A 16,101-nucleotide genomic window follows, 5' to 3' on the forward strand; every position below is an offset into this window, starting at 1 on the left:
AACGCCGCGCCGGCGCCGCCTCGCTCTTTGACATGACGAATTTATATCTGGCGATGGCGCGCCGCTGTTATTTCCAACACCCCGCTGTTCCGTCGCTGTTATCCCCGCTGTTAATGCCGCTGTTCCGCCGCTGTTTTTCCGCTGTTATTCGATAACAGCGGAAACTCAGCCAAGCTATTGATAACGGGAAGGGATTCTACCTGGAAACTCCAACATAACAGCGACGAAAAAATAATCGCGGAAAACAGCGGAAAACAGCGGGAGGTCCCCGGGCCGTCGGGCGCCTATCCGGCCACCGCGGGGGCGGCCTTCCCTAGCGCCGCCCCAGGCCCAGGAACCCGAAGCTGCTGGTGTCGAACTTCATCTTCAGCGTCGCGAACACGCCCTTGTTGGTCGAGCGGGTGGCGGCGAAGTCGCGATCGCGGAAGCCTTTGACGTTGTAGCCGACGGTCAGCAGCACGTTCGTGGCGGGCACGACGCTCACCTGCGGGCCAATCGCGAAGCTCGTGGTGTGATCAGCGAGGTTGCTGCGCAGCGTGACGCTCCCACCCAGCGCTACCCGCTGGCCGATGCCGATCTGCGCATCGAGCCCTGCCAGCAGCGTGGTGCCGGCCAGGTTGTATCCGTCATAGCGGTCGAAATTGTAGCGTCCGGCGGCAAAGACGCCGAGTTCGGAGCGCTGGACGAACTCGCCGTCCCGATTGCCGCGCGGCGACCAGTTGGCGGAGAAGCTGCCGATCAGGCGCCGCGATTTGGCGTTGCCCGTCACGGTGAGCGCCGTGGTGCCCGTCACCCCGTTGACGCCCGCCAGCCCCGCAGTGGCGCCAACCACCAGATCGCTGCGATATTCGACCTTGGTCAGGAAAGCGAAGGCCGAACCGGCCGGACGGTTCGCCACCGCGATCGCGCTGTCGAGCACTTCGGTCATGCTGCCGTCGCTGCCATTGGCATGAGTCCAGCTGACGCCCGAGCCGACCATGCTGCCTTCGCCGAGCTGGCGGATCGCCCCGAAGGTCACGCCCTTGCGGCGGGCGAGCTCGCCGTCGCGCCACTCGCCGCGCATCGTCGCCGTCCAGCGGCCGCCATGCCAGGTCGCGCCGAGCGTCACCGCGGTGAAGTCCTCGGTCAGCGTAGCATTGCCACCCAGCTGGCCGCCGCTGACGACTGGCTGGGCGGGATTGACGATCTTGGTGATGTCGAAACCGCCAAGCACCTTGTTCGCGTCGAGCGTACCGTCGATCGTCAGGTGCTTGGTGACCTCGAACGACTGGGTAAGGCCGAAGGCGGCAAAGCTGCGCGGGCCATATTCGGCGATCTGCTGCTGCTCGACCGAACTGACGATCCTTCCGCCGGTCCAGGGCTGAAGCTCGAAGCCGACCCGGGCGGTGCGGGCATTGATCGCATCGCCGGTGGCGATTTCGTAGCTGCCGATCAGCTTGATCCGCGGCGACAAAGCGTAGCGGACCGATAGCAGGTGGCGCGCGGGCAGATCGATCGACTCGGTCTTGCCCAGGCCGAAGCTGGTCGAGGCGTCGATCTGCAGCTTGTTGTCGAACAGCCTTTTGGTCGCCCCCGCGTCGAGCACGGTCGAATTCGCGTCGGTGCCGTCGGCAAGGTGATCGAGGATCGATGAGACGCCGAGGTGGATATCGGCGCTCTTCGTCCGGTATTCGCCCTTCACCTGAATCGCCTCGCGATGCGTGGGATCAGTCAGGCTTTCGTCATACCAGGCGGTGGTATCGATCGAGAGGGTCTCGGTCAGCTTCAGCCGGGCATCGACGCCGAGCTTGCGGCGGCCGAGCTCCGGGCCGTTGAGCTGCCCTACCCCGAAATTCGGATCGACCGAATGAGCATAAGCGAGGAGATCAAGGCGCTTGTCGTGATGCTCGGCTTCGACCAGCCAGGCCACTGAATTGTCGCCATTCCTGCGGCTGACCGACGCCTCCGCGCGCAGCTCGGTGTTGGCGTTGGGCCGTGCGCGGATATCGATCGCGGCGAGATTGGTGCGTGCCGCGTCACCCTTGTCCGTGATCGCGCTGGCGCCGATGCGCAGGCCGCCATTGTGCGAGGTCCAGTCGGCGCGCAGCCCGGCGTTCAGCACGCCCCCGTTATTGGTGAGCGGATCGACATCATAGTCGATGACGATGAATTGCGGGTTGAGCGAGGTGTCGTGGCTGAGGATCGGCTGCTTGAAGCTGATCGTGCCCGACAGGAGATCGATGTCATAGTCGAGGAAGCGGGTCAGCGTCCTCGTGTCGACGATGATCTCGGACCTGAATCGGTCGCGCACCTGGATCACCACATGCTCGCTATTGGCGATGATCGCGCGGGAAGACAGGGTGTAGGGCCCGGAAATGCCGCCGCCCTGGATTTCGTCGCGATGATGGGTGGAGGAGACGCGCGCGCCATAGGCCTCGGCGTGGAAACCGCCCGCGCTGCCTTCGGCCTTCACGCCGGTTATCGTGCGCTGGTAGCGGGCCAGCTCGGTCTGGTTGAAGTCAGTGCTGAAGTCGCCGAACAGCGCGTTGAACGCGCGCGCCTCGATGCGGACGTACAGCTTCTCCCGGCTCGCCGCGTCGAAGCGGCGGTTCGAACCGTCAGCGAAGACGGTGTAATAGGCCTTGGGGTCGATCGCGCCGAGCAATTGCTGATCGTCGCGCCGCTTCGCGCTGTCATAGGCCAGGGTGAGCACATAGCGGCCGAGCACCCGCCCCTTGGCGTAAAAGGCCACCCGGCCGTGATCACCGAGATCGCTGTCGAAATTGCCCGTGCGCTCCATGGCATCGGCGATGGTGCGCGCGCCGACCGAGCCTTCGGCCAGCCCGACCAGGGTCCATTGCAGCTTGCCCGGCACGACCCAGTCGTTCAGCGTCTGGTGGCGCCTCTGCTGGCCATCGACGAAGTTGAAATCGAGCTGAAGCGCACCGCTGACCATGGTCGGCGCGAGTTCGACCAGCGCGATGCCGTCATCGCCCTTCACCGTCCAGTGCGGCGCCGCCCGGCCGAGGCCAGACAGGGCGCGGGACTGCATGGCATCGACTGCTTCAGCGCTCTCATAGGGCGCGTTGAGGGCGATGTCGCCGGAGATGCCGGCATGCACCGGCTTACCGTTGCGATCGAGCACGCGGAGCGCGATCACCGGCCTGGTGCGGCCGTCGGCAACCAGCAGCGTCTTTTCGCGCACGATCTGGACCTGGGCCGCTGTCTGGTTGAAATGAACGTCCCGCGCGAGATTTGCGGCCACCGTGCCATCGGCGTTGCGCACGACGGCCGTCAGGTGCGTAACATCGCCATCGAGTGGGATGCCGCGCCAGATGCCGACCGCCCAGGCGTGGTTGGCCGAGGTCTTGTCGCCATCAAAGGCGATCGCGGCAACCGGGTGGCCGTTTGACGACAGCTCGACCTTCTGGCCGGGGCGATAGCGGATGACGACGCGAAGCGCCGGCGCCCGCGGATTGTAATCCACCGCCGGAAACAGGAAGTCGATCGGGCCGTCGCCCAGTGCCAGCCAGTCAGTCTCGGCGCCGGCGGCGACCCGGTCGGAAACGGCGCCATCGGCGTCTTCCGGCACCGGGGCGCCGGATGCCGCATTGTGTGGATCGAGCGGCGGCGCGTCCCCCGGCGCGCCGCCGCTGACCGGCTGGACCACGCCCCCCGCAGGGCCCAGCTCCGGATTCTGTTCAGGGTCACGCTTGGGCGTAACCATCTGTTTCCTTGGAATTTCGGCATAGAAATCGGCAACCGCCAGGCTGCCGCCCTGCCCAGTCACGAAACGCGAAATCGCGCTCCCGGCGTTGCGGGTCGAGCGGCCGCAGTTCAGGAAGCGCCCGCCCTCGGGCAGGGTCATGTCCATTACCTGCGCGACATGGTCGCCGGGCACGAGGCCATCGAAATGGTAGCGGCCCTCTCGGTCGGTGACCGCGAAGCTGCCGTCCTCGAGCATGACTCGAACGCCGGCAATGCCGTCATGCGGCCCGTCGGCCGAGCAGCCATGATCGGTGACGCGGCCGATCAGCGTCATGCGCGCTGTCAGGCCATCCTGCTCGATCCTGACCACGGCGGTGGCGTAGGAGAGGGTGCCGCGGTAATCGGTCGCGATCGCCTTGTTGAGTGCTTGCCCCTGGAGCGCATCGGGCCGCACGCTCATCGCATACGTGACGGTTCGGGCAGCGCCCGGCGCTATATTCCCCAACCTGACGGTAAGCGTACTGCCGTCGGAGGCAATCGTCACCAGGCCTGGGAGCGCGACGCCGTCGATCCGGACCGAATCCGGCCGCAACCGCAGCATCGGCGACGGTGTATCGACCACCGTGACAGCGCGCTTGCTGTGGAAATGGTCCGGGTTGTTCACCGTGACGGTGTAGAACACTACATCGCCCGGCTGGACGGTCTGGCGCGAGGCTGTCTTGGTCAGCGTTACCGCGGTCGGCGGACGGTCAGCCGGAATGTCGACACGGATCGGCTGCGGGCTGGAGATCGTGAAGGCAGCGCCAAAGGACGCGTCGTTGATCATCAACGGGCTGCCGTCGGGCCTGGTGAGCCCGGAAAGCTGGGCTATGTCGGCCGCCGACGGCACATGATAGGGATTGGGCGGCTCGACGACGAGGCGATATTGGCCCGCCGCCAGCAGCGGAAAGCGATATTCGCCCGGCTGGAGCTGGTAGACGGCGCCGGCGCCGTCAGTCACGGATTGCCCGGTATAAACCGTCGAGGGCCAGGCGGTGACGCCGTCAGCGGCGAACACTTGAACGCTTTGCCCGGTCACTGCGTCGACGATGGAGACTTTCGCGCCATTCACCATCGTGCCGTCTTCGCTGTCGAAGACCAGTCCGAGCGCAGCGGTGAGCGTTCCCGTCTGCCCGGAGCCGATGGGCGGTGTAATTTTTTTGATCACGGTGAAGGACACGCTGTTCGACGCCGTCGAAAACGGTTCACCGGACTGCATCCAGTTGGCGTTGGCGGTATTCGTGACAGTCTGCGCACGCGACCCTGGAGCGATGAGCAACATCAGGGCGCAGAGGAGCGCGACCGCCACCGCCCGCAAGGGATGGTTGCGACCCATAGGGTTCTCAATGATGAAGGGCGGCGACGGCTAAGCGCCGCCGCCCTGGCTCATCAGTTGATCGTCACGCGGAAGCGAAGCGTTTCGCTGGCGCCGGCCGAGAGGTTGGCAAGCCCACCACTCACTGTCGGTGTCGGCGTGGCCGCGTAGCTGCCGCCGGCACTGCCATCGCTGTTGCAGGTGCCACCGGTGACCGTGCCGTTGATGAAGATCCCATAGCCTGAGTTATAGGTCACCGTCGTCGGCAGCGGATCGCTGATGCTGAGGCTGGTAGAGGTCGCAGCACCGGCGCCGTTGGAAACGATGATGCAATATTCCATCACCGCGCCCGGGATCGCCTTCGGATTGGTCGTCCCGCTGACCGGATCGCTGATCAGGATGCTGGTCTTGGTGACCGTCAGCAACGCCGCCGAAACGGTATAGTCGCCCTTGACCGAGTACGCGCCGTCATTTGCTGAGTCGGTCGCGCCCGCGCCATCGGCGAAGACCGTATCGACACCCGAGGTGTTCGCACCGGCGGTGGCAGTGAGCAACGCACCCTGCGTGCCCGCGCTGCCGCTTGCTTCAGCCCGGGCAGTCAGCACGATGCCGGCGACCTGGCCGTTGGTTGCGGTCAACGGAACGTCCGAGACGACGAAGACTGTCTTCGTCGTGTCGGCCGCGACTTCGTCGAGCCAGGTGATCTGCGTGTCGGTGCCGGCATCATAAACGCCGTTGCTGTTGGTATCGGCGTAATATTTGAAGTTGCTGACATCAATCGCGTCAGTGCCGCCATGAGCAGCGGTGCCGCCTGACTGGTTCAGGGCCGCCAGCGACAAGTCGAGCGTATCGTTCGACGAGTTGGTGACCTGGAACGTCGTCACGGCAGCGGTCTGCCCCGGGGAAACCGACGTGGTGGAACCGACATTGACGATCGTCAGATTGACCTTGCGGTCAACCGTAACGCTGTTCGATGCCGATTGTGCAGTCTGCGCAACACCGCCAACCTGGAAGTTAACGGTAACAGTGTTGGTTATGGTCGCACCTGCGGTAGTGCCGGCCGCATAGGCCGGAGTGGCACCCAGCGCGAAGAGCGCAGAGATGCTGGCCGCGCAAAGCAGCCGGTTGGCGTGTTTCATCAGTAGTAACCCCCCTCAAGTAAAAACTGGCCCGCTCCCCCAATCGCCCGCGGACCTGGGCAAACTGGTCAGCGCACGATGGCGTGATATTCGAGATTGCCGGAAGCGCCCGGCGCGATGGCTGGAACGATCCAGCGCACATGAGTGACGTCGGTGGCTTGCGCAGCGCGCTGCCCACCCTTGCCGTCGGAGACGTTGAGCGCCGCGAGCTTCCCCCAGCTCTTGCCGCCATCTACCGAGACGTCGAAATTGCCGTAACCGTCACTGGCCAGCGTCACCGCCGACGGTAGTGGGTTGGTCACGATGAAATGCTGGATCGGCTTGGCGCCGTTGTTGTGGTATTGAGTCGAGAAGATGAGATGATCGCCTGGCACGACCTTTTTCGGTTCGACCAGCACATGCTTGCTCACCCCGTTCGTCACCACGACCTTGTCGAGCTTGACGTCGCTCGTCAGCGTCACCGGGTTGCCGGCCGCGGCCTGTGCCGCGACGTGAGTCGCCGGTACCAGCGCCACCGTTGCCGCAAGACCCGCCAAGGTAATAAAATGCTTCATGTTCATGGTCTTAGCCTCAGTTGATCTTGACTTTGAAGGTAACCGTCTTGTCGGCTGCGCCAGCCGCGATATTGCCCAGCGAAACATCGATGCCCGAAGCGCCGGCGATACCCGCGTCGCTATCGGTGGCGTCGCTCAGGGGCGCGCCGTTCAGCGTCAGCGTGCCGGGCTGGTACGTCGTCGCGGCCGGAATGCCGTCGGTCACATGGACGCTGTCGGCGGTGCCCGTGCCGGTCGTATGCGCGACCAGGGTATAGGTCACGATCGCCCCCGGAACCGGCGTGTTGCCGCCGAACGGATCGGCGATCGTGGCGGATTTGGTGAGCGACACGCTCGCCAGGGCGGCGATCAGCGATTCAAGCGCATTGGCCTGGGCAGTCGACGCTCCCACCACGGCATCGACGCCGCCGGTGCCCTTGCCCGCGAAGACACTACCTGGCGTACCGGTGCCCGTCACCGAGGCGGCCGTCAGCCGCACCTGGCTGGTCTGGGTATCCGAGAAATTGGCGGGAAGGTTGACGAGGACGAAAACCTTGAGCGACCCGTCCGCAGCGATGGCCGGGCTGGCGGCGCCGTTGGTGATGACCGAGTCGACGCCAGGATCGTAGACGCCATTGCCATTGGTATCGACGACGACTGACTGGATCGTGCCGTTGAAACCGTTGCCGGTTACGTTGGGATCAGCGGTCAGGTGGAACGTGTCGGCACCGTTACCGGTATTGGTTACCTGATAGGTCAGGACCGTTGCCGCTGTTGTCGTTGCCGCGGCGGGCGTGTTGCTCAGCGCGGTTGTCGCGACGTTGAGCAGCTGATCGACTTTCACGACAACCGTATTCGACTGAACGGTCTCGGTCGTGCTTCCCGACGAGTAGGTCGCGGTCGCGGTGTTCTGAATCAGCGTTCCGGATGCCGTACCATCGGCAAGCGCCGGCGTGGCGGTGAGCGCGGTTGCGAAAGCCAATGAGGTGGCGGCGATTTGGATACGCTTCTGCTTCATGGCGCATCATGTATAACGGAAGTGATTAAGGCGAAGTTATCCGCATAGGTAGATTCCCTGAGTGGCGGACGTGCCAGTAATCGGCGCCGACTCTGCCCTGTGGCCGGGCAGGCTTTTGTCGTGGGTGGGGCGTGATCTTCAAACGCCGGAATCAATATTCTCCCGCGCAGGACATGATTTGATTTCGATGCTTTTCGTACGTGGAATCCCCTGTCCGCGTGACGATCTGCGGACATCGCCGGCCCGGCTTGCACGGGCTCGCTGTTTTCGGACCTAGCCCCTTCCCTCCTCCCCCGCTAAAGCCCGCTGGCATGAGCCAGATCACCCCCGAGATCGTCGCCCAGCACGGGCTTTCCCCGGAAGAATATCAGCGCGTGCTCCACGCCATGGGGCGCGAGCCGAATCTGACCGAGCTCGGCATCTTCTCGGTGATGTGGTCCGAGCATTGCTCCTATAAATCCTCGCGCATCCATCTGAAGAAGCTGCCGACCACCGGCCCGCAGGTGATCTGCGGCCCGGGCGAAAATGCCGGCGTGATCGATATCGGCGACGGGCAGGCGGCGATCTTCAAGATGGAGAGCCACAACCACCCCTCCTATATCGAGCCCTATCAGGGTGCCGCGACCGGGGTGGGCGGTATCCTGCGCGACGTCTTCACCATGGGCGCGCGGCCAGTGGCCAATTTGAACGCGCTCCGCTTCGGGCGGCCCGATCACCCCAAGATGCGCCACCTGATCGCCGGCGTCGTCCACGGCATTGGCGGCTATGGCAATTGCGTCGGCGTGCCGACGGTCGGCGGCGAGGTGAATTTCCACCGCGCTTATGACGGCAATATCCTGGTCAACGCGATGACGGTCGGCGTCGCCGAACAGGACAAGATCTTCTATTCCGCCGCCTCGGGCGTGGGCAACCCGATCGTCTATGTCGGCTCCAAGACCGGGCGCGACGGAATCCACGGCGCGACCATGGCCTCGGCCGACTTCTCCGAGGATTCGGAGGAGAAGCGCCCCACTGTCCAGGTTGGCGACCCCTTCACCGAGAAGCTGCTGATCGAGGCCTGCCTCGAGCTCATGGCGTCCGACGCGATCGTCGCGATCCAGGATATGGGCGCGGCGGGCCTTACCTCATCGTCGGTCGAAATGGCGTCGAAGGGCGGAGTCGGCATCGAACTGGTGATGGACGCGGTGCCGCAGCGCGAAACCGGGATGACGCCTTATGAGATGATGCTCTCCGAAAGCCAGGAGCGCATGCTGATGGTGCTCAAGCCAGGCCGCGAAGCATTTGCCGAGGCGATCTTCCACAAATGGGAGCTCGACTTCGCGGTGATCGGCCATGTCACCGAAGCCGGTCCGGATGGGGGCCATATGGTGCTGAAGTGGCGGGGCGAGACAGTCGCCGACATCCCGCTCGGTCCGCTTGCGGACGATGCGCCGGCCTATGACCGGCCCTGGGTGAAGACCCCTGCCCCATTGCCGCTCGCGAATGTACCCGAATGCACTGACGTCGCGGCGGACCTGCTCGCGCTGATGGCATCGCCCGACATCGCCAGCCGGCGGTGGATATGGGAGCAATATGACCATATGGTCGGCGCCGACACAGTGCAGCGCCCGGGCGGCGACGCCGCGGTCGTACGAGTCCATGGCACCGCCAAGGGCCTTGCCATCACCACCGACTGCACGCCGCGCTATTGCCTCGCCGACCCTTATGAAGGCGGCAAGCAGGCGATCGCAGAGGCATATCGCAACCTTTGCGCGGTCGGCGCGACGCCGCTTGCCGCGACTGACTGCATGAATTTCGGCAACCCGCAGCGGCCCGAGATCATGGGCCAGTTCGTCGGCTGTATCGAGGGCATGGCCGAGGCCTGCCGCGCGCTCGACTTCCCGATCGTGAGCGGCAACGTGTCGCTATATAACGAGACCAAGAATGACGATGGCAGCGGCAGCGCCATTCTGCCGACCCCGGCGATCGGCGGCGTCGGGCTGCTCGCGGACTGGTCGAAGAGCGCGACGATCGCCTTCAAGGGCACCGGCGACGTGATCGTGCTGATCGGCACCCGCACCGGCCATGTCGGCCAGTCGCTCTGGCTGCGCGAGCTGCACGGTCGCGAGGATGGACCACCGCCGCCGGTCGACCTCGCCGCCGAGCGCAACATCGGCGAGTTCGTGCGCGCCGGCATCGCGTCGGGCGGGCTGACCGCGGTGCACGACGTTTCGGACGGCGGCGTCGCGGTGACGATCGCCGAGATGGCGCTGGCCGGCGGCATCGGCGCAATGCTCCATGCGCCGCTCCCCTGCGGAGTTGCCTGCTCGCTGTTCGGCGAGGATCAGGGCCTGTATGTCGCGACAGTGGCTGACCATGCCCTGCTCGATATCCTGTCCGGCGCGGGCGCTGCCGGGATCGAGGTCGAGCGGATCGGCCGCACGATTGCGGGCCGGCTGATCTTCGAGCTGCCCGACGATGATCATGTCGTGACGCTCGACGCGCTGCGCGCCGCGCATGAAGGGTTCTTTCCGACGCTGATGGGCGACACGATCGCCTGAGGACACGCCGCGGCCTTGACGAACGGGCGAAGGCGCGAGACCTTCCCCGGCCGGAGGGGATCATCATGCTCAAGCCGATCGCCATTGCCACCGTCATTGCCGGGACGCTCGATCTCCTGGCCGCCTTCATCTTTTCGGGCATCGCCGGCACGTCGCCCATAGGCGTGCTTCAGTTCGTTGCGAGCGGACCGCTGGGCGATGGCGCACTGACCAATGCCAATTATGCGGTGGCCGGCCTGCTGGTTCATTTCGCGATCATGGCGTGCATGGCCACCGCCTATATGGTTGCGGCGCGGCAATGGTCGGCGCTGCTCGACCGCCCCTTCCTCCTCGGCGCCGTGTATGGCGTCGCGCTGTGGCTGCTGATGTACTGGATCATCCGGCCGCTGCGCTGGTCGATGCCTCATCCGAGCCATCTCGTGCCGATCGCCCAGCAGCTTTTCTGCCATGTCATCCTGGTCGGCATCCCGATCGCCCTCGTCGCCACCCGCTATCTGCGATCGCGCGGTCCGGCGGGATGAGCGGCGCCGGCTATTCCGGGACGCCGCTGGCGAAGAAGCTGGGGCTGAAGCCGGGCATGCGCGCCTGGTTTCTCGACATGCCCGACAGCGTCCGCGCCGAGATCGAGGCGGAAAATCTCGGCCTGAGCGAGCAGACGGCGCCCTCGGCCGGAATTGAAGCCGCCCATATCTTCGTCACGAGACGCGACGATCTCGTCCGGGAAATCGCCGCGCTCCGCCAGCTCCTCGCCCCGGCCGGCTTTGTCTGGGTCTCCTGGCCCAAAAAGGCGGCGAAGACTGATACCGACATCACTGAAAACGCCATTCGGGAAGTCGCGCTGCCGATCGGGCTTGTCGACATCAAGGTGTGCGCGGTCGACGAAATATGGTCCGGATTGAAACTGGTGATCCGAAAGAGCCTGAGGACGCCATAGACCGCCCCCGTAACGATCGATAGCTTCGCCACGGATATCGGGAGCAGGCAGATGGTGTCGCAGTATTCGGGCAAGGCAATCGTCCGCGCGACCATCATCGCGACGGTGATCGCGGGGACGCTCGATATCCTTTCCGCCTTTGCGTTCGACATCATGGCGAACGGAACGCCGCTCGGCGTGTTGCGCGGTGTGGGAAGCGCGATCGTGGACCGGGAGGCGTTCGCCAATCCCCTTGTTCTCCCGGCGATCGGGCTCGGACTTCATTTCGCGATCATGCTGGTGATGGCGGCCGTCTATATGCTTGCGGCATCGCGCGTCTCGATGATCAACCGACTGCCGGTGCTCAGCGGGATCGGCTATGGCGTGATGCTGTGGGGCATCATGTATTGGGTCGTCCTGCCGTACCGCTGGCCGACTCTGTTTCCGATCGACCCGCGAGCCGATATGAAAGAAGTCGGCGAACAATTGTTCAGCCATGTCGTGCTGGTCGGAATCCCGATCGCGCTGGTGGCAAAGGCGGCGACTCGGTGGCGCTTCACCAGCGACTATTAGTGATTGCGCGACCGGAGCCCGCTTCCTAGTCCCGCGAGCATCAGGGCGCGGGGAACAGCATGACGATCAACGAGCCAGATGTCGCGCCGAGCCGGATCGCGACGCTCGACGTCATCCGCGGCGTGGCGGTGATGGGCATCCTCATCATGAACATCGTCGCCTTCGCGATGCCCGAGCCGGCCTATGGCAATCCGGCTGCCTATGGCGGGCACCGCGGCGCCGACCTGACGGCATGGGCGTTCAACTTCATCTTCATCGACGGCAAGATGCGGGGGCTGTTCTCCTTCCTGTTCGGCGCCTCGATGCTGCTGGTGATCGACCGCGCAACCGCGAAGGGCGAGAACCCGGCGCAGGTGCATTTCTCGCGGATGTTCTGGCTATTCCTGTTCGGCGAGGCACATCTCATCCTGTTGTGGTGGGGCGATATCCTCAACCATTATGCGCTGATCGGCTGCATTGCCTGGTTCTTCCGCACGCTGCCGCCATACAAGCTGGTCGCGATCGCGATCATGCTGATCGTGGTGGAGCTCTGGATGGTGGGCGGCATGGCCTATGACGCGCACAACGCCGTGGCGGCGATTCAGATGGCCCATCCGAGTGCCGAGGCGCTTCGACGCCATCAGGACTTCCAGAACAGTTTCGGCATGCCGAGCGCGTCATGGCTTCGAGACGACCTGTCGCTTCACCGCGGGCCCTATGCGGCGCTGCTGGCTGACAGTTTCAAAAAGGCATTCCCGTCCACCGGCAACAGCCTGCTGTTCGTGGGAGCCGAAACGCTCGGCTATATACTGCTCGGCATGGCCTGCCTCAAATCCGGCATGTTGACCGGCGCATGGAGCAGCACCGCCTACAGGCGCTGGATCGCGATCGGTTTCGGTGTGGGCGTCCCCATCTCGATCGCGCTCGCCTGCTATATTGCCGGCAGCGGCTTCGCGCTCTTCCCGGTCGTGCTCGGCGGCGTGACGCTGCCGACGCTGGTGCGGCCGCTGATGATCATCGGCTGGGCGTGCCTGATCGTCCTGCTCGCCCGGCGCGGCGGTGCGCTGGGCACGCGAATCGGCGCGGCCGGGCGGATGGCTTTTTCCAACTATCTCGGCACGACGATCCTGTGCACGACCCTGTTCTACGGCTTCGGGTTCGGTCTGTACGGGCGACTCTCCCGGGCGGAGCTTTACCTGGTGGTGTTTGCTGTCTGGGCATTGATGCTGCTCTGGTCGAAACCATGGCTCGAGCATTTCCGGTACGGGCCGCTCGAATGGCTGTGGCGATCGCTGGCGCGGCTTCGCTTTCAGCCGATGCGCGGCGCAGCTTTGGCGGCAGACTGACGTCTTCTTGCGAATGATCCGCATTAGAGCTTGCGAACGGTTCGCATTAGCTCTAGATCACCCCTCTCGCGAGGGAGCTATCATGGTCGTCTGCATCTGCAATGCCATTCGGGAACGAGACGTACGCGAGGCCGCGCGCAGTGGCGCGCGGAGCGCCTGCCAAGCGTACCGAGCGCTCGGCCGTCAGCCGAAATGCGGGCAATGCGTGCCCTTCGCGCGCGCGATTATCGATGAGGAGCGTGCTGTCGCCTAGCGTTCGCATCCGCTGAAAGCCGCAGATTTCCGCCATTTTTTCGACTGTTCGCAACGGGGCGGCTGGAGTAGGATGCGTCCGCACATCGAAAGGCGCACGTCATGAAGGGCGACCCCAAGGTCATCGATTTCCTCAACGAGGCGCTCAAGAACGAGCTGACCGCGATCAACCAATATTGGTTGCATTACCGGCTGTTCGATCATTGGGGTGTGCGCAAGCTCGCCGAGTTCGAGCGGCACGAATCGATCGACGAGATGAAGCATGCCGATATGCTGTCCGAGCGGATTCTGTTTCTTGATGGCCTGCCCAATTTCCAGCTGTTGGGGCGGTTGCGCATCGGCGAAACGGTCGAGGAAGCGCTGAAGGCCGATCTTGCGCTCGAGATGGAGGCGCTGCCGCTGCTGCGCGACGCGATCGAGCATTCGGAGAAGGTCCGCGATTATGTCAGCCGCGACCTGTTCCGCCGCATCCTCGACAGCGAGGAGGAGCATGTCGACACGCTGGAGCGTCAGTTCGAGATGATCGAGCGCATGGGGATCGCGAATTACGTCCAGCTGCAGAGCAAGGCTGCCGACGAAGATGTTAGCTAACTGAGACACGTCACCCCGGACTTGTTCCGGGGTCCACTGTTCCGCAGACATTGCAATCGATGCTCGTGCGCGACGGTGGATGCCGGAACAAGTCCGGCATGACGACGATGGCTATTGCGCCGCCCCGTTCGCGCCGCCGGAGAAATCCAGCGTGTGCGGCGTGACCCAGCCATAATGATAATTGAGCAGGAAGATCGCGAACGCCACCGTGGCGACGATCGTCACCCGGTATACAATGCGCCAGACGTTGAATTCGTGCGGCGCGCTTTCGGCCTGCCCCGGCACGCGATCGACTCCCGCCTCATCGGCTGTCTTCACCCCGAAGGGCAAGACGAAGAACACCGAAAAGGCCCAGAACAGGAAGTAGATCGCGAGCAGGGAATACCAACGCATGGATCAGGCCTCGATGAGCAGCACGTCTACAATCGGTTTCTTGCCGGTCCAGCGCGTCGCGACGCGACGGGTAGCGAGGCGGATGCCCTCGCGGAGCTTGTCGCGGTCGCGGCCGCCCTGCTTCGTCGCCTCGGCGACTGCGCCGATCGTCTCGTCGATGAACGGATCGCGGTCCTCCTCGACGGGGATGCCCTGCAGCCGCACCTGCGGCTGACCGATCATCTTGCCGCCGCGATCGATGGCGACCGCGACCGAGATCTGGCCGTTGAGCGCGAGCTTGCGGCGCTCGTTGATGGTGGCGCCGTCACCGGGCAGGATCACGTCGCCATCGAGCACCAGCCGTCCGAAATGAGCGTGGCCGAGCTTTTCGGGCAAGCCGGGCGCGAGGCGGACGATATCGCCATTGGTCTGGACCAGCGCCCGCGGAATGCCTTCGGAAAGGCCGAAGCGCGCCTGCTCCATCAGGTGCCGCATCTCGCCATGGACGGGCATCAGCAGCTCAGGGCGAATCCAGCGGTACATGGCAGCAAGCTCGGGCCGGCCGGGATGGCCGGAGACATGGACATGCGCCTGGCGCTCGGTGATCATCTCGACCCCCTTGGCGGCGAGCTGGTTCTGGATGCGACCGATCGCGACTTCGTTGCCAGGGATCTGCTTCGACGAGAAGACGACTGTGTCTCCCGTGTCGAGGCTGATCGGATGCGAGCCGGATGCGACCCGCGCAAGCGCAGCGCGATCCTCACCCTGGCCGCCGGTCGCGACGATCAGGATCTTGTCGCGCGGCAGGCGCATCGCCGCATCGGGATCGACCGTCTCGGGGAAATCCTTGAGATAGCCGGTCGCGCGGGCGACCTTGAGAATGCGATCGAGCGAGCGGCCGGCGATGCAAAGCTTGCGCCCGGTTTCCTTTGCGACCTGACCAAGCGTGTGGAGCCGCGCCGCGTTCGAGGCGAAGGTGGTGACGAGCACCCGCCCCTTCGCCTTGGCAATCACTTCCGACAGGCCGACGCGGACATCAGCCTCTGAGCCCGAGGCCTCGGTGTTGAACACATTGGTCGAATCGCAGACCAGAGCGAGGATGCCCTCGTCGCCGATCACGTCGAGCTGTTCGGGGCTGGTCGGCGCGCCGAGCACGGGCGCTGCATCGAGCTTCCAGTCGCCGGTGTGGAAGATGCGGCCATAGGGCGTGTCGATCAGCAGCGCGTTCGCCTCGGGGATCGAGTGCGACAGCGGGACGAAGGTCACACCGAACGGGCCGGTATCGAAGGAAGCGCCGGGCTGGATGACAGTGAGGCGCACGCGATTGGCGTTGCCTTCTTCCTCCAGCTTGCCGCGAATCAGCCCTGCGGTGAACGGCGTCGCGTAGAGCGGCACGCCGAGATCCTCGGCGAGATAGGGCAGCGCGCCGATATGGTCTTCATGGCCATGAGTCAGGACGATGCCGAGCAGGTTGTCGAGTTGGTCCTCGATAAAGGCGAGATCGGGCAGGATCACGTCGATCCCGGGATATTGGGGATCGGCAAAGGTGATGCCGCAATCGACCATCAGCCACTTGCCCTGGCAGCCATAGAGATTGACGTTCATGCCGATCTCGCCGGAGCCGCCCAGGGCAACGAAAAGGAGTTCTTTCTTGGGAGTCACGTTGTGTTGGGTACTTTCAAAATTCGGGAATTGGAGCCAGCGTCAGACCGCGCGGTCATGGTGATGCGCGGTCGATTGCCTCATAAGCGGCGTTCGTGTGTCGAAGGGCCGCGCATGGACCCTGAAGCAAGTTCAGGGTGAC

General features: G+C 64.4%; 14 protein-coding genes. 8 read left to right on the top strand and 6 right to left on the bottom strand.

Annotation, left to right across the window (positions count from 1 at the left end; translation table 11 throughout):
- Window positions 1-313 precede the first annotated feature (313 nt).
- Window positions 314-4,894: a hypothetical protein gene (locus ABD050_RS10850; protein ID WP_343889344.1), complete on the bottom strand. Its 4,581-nt coding sequence runs from the start codon at window positions 4,892-4,894 to the stop codon at window positions 314-316.
- A gap of 1 nt (window position 4,895) precedes the next feature.
- On the opposite strand from ABD050_RS10850, the gene ABD050_RS10855 reads away from it, so the two are divergent.
- Window positions 4,896-5,096, top strand: a complete 201-nt coding sequence (locus ABD050_RS10855) for a hypothetical protein (RefSeq protein WP_343889345.1) — start codon at window positions 4,896-4,898, stop codon at window positions 5,094-5,096.
- Between the two features lie 19 nt (window positions 5,097-5,115).
- On the opposite strand, the gene ABD050_RS10860 is transcribed toward ABD050_RS10855, so the two are convergent.
- The 3 genes from ABD050_RS10860 to ABD050_RS10870 all read right to left on the bottom strand — a co-directional run bounded on the left by ABD050_RS10860 (window position 5,116) and on the right by ABD050_RS10870 (window position 7,695).
- Window positions 5,116-6,180, bottom strand: a complete 1,065-nt coding sequence (locus tag ABD050_RS10860) for a hypothetical protein (protein ID WP_343889346.1) — start codon at window positions 6,178-6,180, stop codon at window positions 5,116-5,118.
- Window positions 6,181-6,248: 68 nt separating this feature from the next.
- Entirely contained in the window at window positions 6,249-6,740 is a 492-nt protein-coding gene (locus tag ABD050_RS10865; RefSeq protein WP_343889347.1) for a hypothetical protein, read from the bottom strand.
- 10 nt (window positions 6,741-6,750) lie between these two features.
- Complete coding sequence (locus ABD050_RS10870; protein ID WP_343889348.1) at window positions 6,751-7,695, bottom strand: hypothetical protein; 945 nt, start codon at window positions 7,693-7,695, stop codon at window positions 6,751-6,753.
- 347 nt (window positions 7,696-8,042) lie between these two features.
- Between ABD050_RS10870 and purL the strand changes: the two genes are divergently transcribed.
- The 7 genes from purL to bfr all read left to right on the top strand — a co-directional run bounded on the left by purL (window position 8,043) and on the right by bfr (window position 13,925).
- Window positions 8,043-10,271 (top strand): phosphoribosylformylglycinamidine synthase subunit PurL, encoded by a 2,229-nt coding sequence (gene purL, locus ABD050_RS10875; RefSeq protein ID WP_343889349.1) that lies wholly within the window; start codon window positions 8,043-8,045, stop codon window positions 10,269-10,271.
- A gap of 65 nt (window positions 10,272-10,336) precedes the next feature.
- Window positions 10,337-10,792, top strand: a complete 456-nt coding sequence (locus ABD050_RS10880) for a hypothetical protein (protein ID WP_343889350.1) — start codon at window positions 10,337-10,339, stop codon at window positions 10,790-10,792.
- Window positions 10,789-11,205 (top strand): DUF3052 family protein, encoded by a 417-nt coding sequence (locus tag ABD050_RS10885; RefSeq protein ID WP_343889351.1) that lies wholly within the window; start codon window positions 10,789-10,791, stop codon window positions 11,203-11,205. The genes ABD050_RS10880 and ABD050_RS10885 overlap by 4 nt, the downstream gene beginning before the upstream one ends.
- Window positions 11,206-11,256: 51 nt before the next feature.
- Window positions 11,257-11,757: a hypothetical protein gene (locus ABD050_RS10890; RefSeq protein ID WP_343889353.1), complete on the top strand. Its 501-nt coding sequence runs from the start codon at window positions 11,257-11,259 to the stop codon at window positions 11,755-11,757.
- Between the two features lie 59 nt (window positions 11,758-11,816).
- Complete coding sequence (locus ABD050_RS10895) at window positions 11,817-13,082, top strand: DUF418 domain-containing protein (protein ID WP_343889354.1); 1,266 nt, start codon at window positions 11,817-11,819, stop codon at window positions 13,080-13,082.
- Between the two features lie 82 nt (window positions 13,083-13,164).
- Window positions 13,165-13,335, top strand: coding sequence for a (2Fe-2S)-binding protein (locus ABD050_RS10900; protein WP_343889355.1), 171 nt, complete (start codon window positions 13,165-13,167; stop codon window positions 13,333-13,335).
- Between the two features lie 101 nt (window positions 13,336-13,436).
- Window positions 13,437-13,925, top strand: coding sequence for a bacterioferritin (bfr, locus tag ABD050_RS10905; RefSeq protein WP_343889356.1), 489 nt, complete (start codon window positions 13,437-13,439; stop codon window positions 13,923-13,925).
- A gap of 111 nt (window positions 13,926-14,036) precedes the next feature.
- Here bfr and ABD050_RS10910 read toward each other — a convergent pair whose 3' ends face one another.
- Together ABD050_RS10910 and ABD050_RS10915 are read right to left on the bottom strand one after the other, a co-directional pair.
- Window positions 14,037-14,318, bottom strand: a complete 282-nt coding sequence (locus ABD050_RS10910; RefSeq protein WP_343889358.1) for a DUF1467 family protein — start codon at window positions 14,316-14,318, stop codon at window positions 14,037-14,039.
- Window positions 14,319-14,321: 3 nt separating this feature from the next.
- The gene (locus tag ABD050_RS10915; RefSeq protein WP_343889359.1) at window positions 14,322-15,959 is read right to left on the bottom strand and encodes a ribonuclease J; all 1,638 of its coding nucleotides are present in this window, start codon (window positions 15,957-15,959) and stop codon (window positions 14,322-14,324) included.
- Window positions 15,960-16,101: the final 142 nt, after the last annotated feature.

The organism is Sphingomonas oligophenolica (genome assembly GCF_039522915.1).
In the GTDB taxonomy this organism is placed as follows: Bacteria; Pseudomonadota; Alphaproteobacteria; order Sphingomonadales; family Sphingomonadaceae; genus Sphingomonas; species Sphingomonas oligophenolica.

Bases quoted from the DNA above. Each gene is read 5' to 3' on its own strand.
- ABD050_RS10900 (WP_343889355.1), top strand. From the start codon at position 13,165: ATGGTCGTCTGCATCTGCAATGCCATTCGGGAACGAGACGTACGCGAG.
- ABD050_RS10865 (WP_343889347.1), bottom strand. From the start codon at position 6,740: ATGAACATGAAGCATTTTATTACCTTGGCGGGTCTTGCGGCAACGGTG.
- purL (WP_343889349.1), top strand. From the start codon at position 8,043: ATGAGCCAGATCACCCCCGAGATCGTCGCCCAGCACGGGCTTTCCCCG.
- bfr (WP_343889356.1), top strand. From the start codon at position 13,437: ATGAAGGGCGACCCCAAGGTCATCGATTTCCTCAACGAGGCGCTCAAG.
- ABD050_RS10895 (WP_343889354.1), top strand. From the start codon at position 11,817: ATGACGATCAACGAGCCAGATGTCGCGCCGAGCCGGATCGCGACGCTC.
- ABD050_RS10880 (WP_343889350.1), top strand. From the start codon at position 10,337: ATGCTCAAGCCGATCGCCATTGCCACCGTCATTGCCGGGACGCTCGAT.
- ABD050_RS10890 (WP_343889353.1), top strand. From the start codon at position 11,257: ATGGTGTCGCAGTATTCGGGCAAGGCAATCGTCCGCGCGACCATCATC.
- ABD050_RS10885 (WP_343889351.1), top strand. From the start codon at position 10,789: ATGAGCGGCGCCGGCTATTCCGGGACGCCGCTGGCGAAGAAGCTGGGG.
- ABD050_RS10860 (WP_343889346.1), bottom strand. From the start codon at position 6,180: ATGAAACACGCCAACCGGCTGCTTTGCGCGGCCAGCATCTCTGCGCTC.
- ABD050_RS10910 (WP_343889358.1), bottom strand. From the start codon at position 14,318: ATGCGTTGGTATTCCCTGCTCGCGATCTACTTCCTGTTCTGGGCCTTT.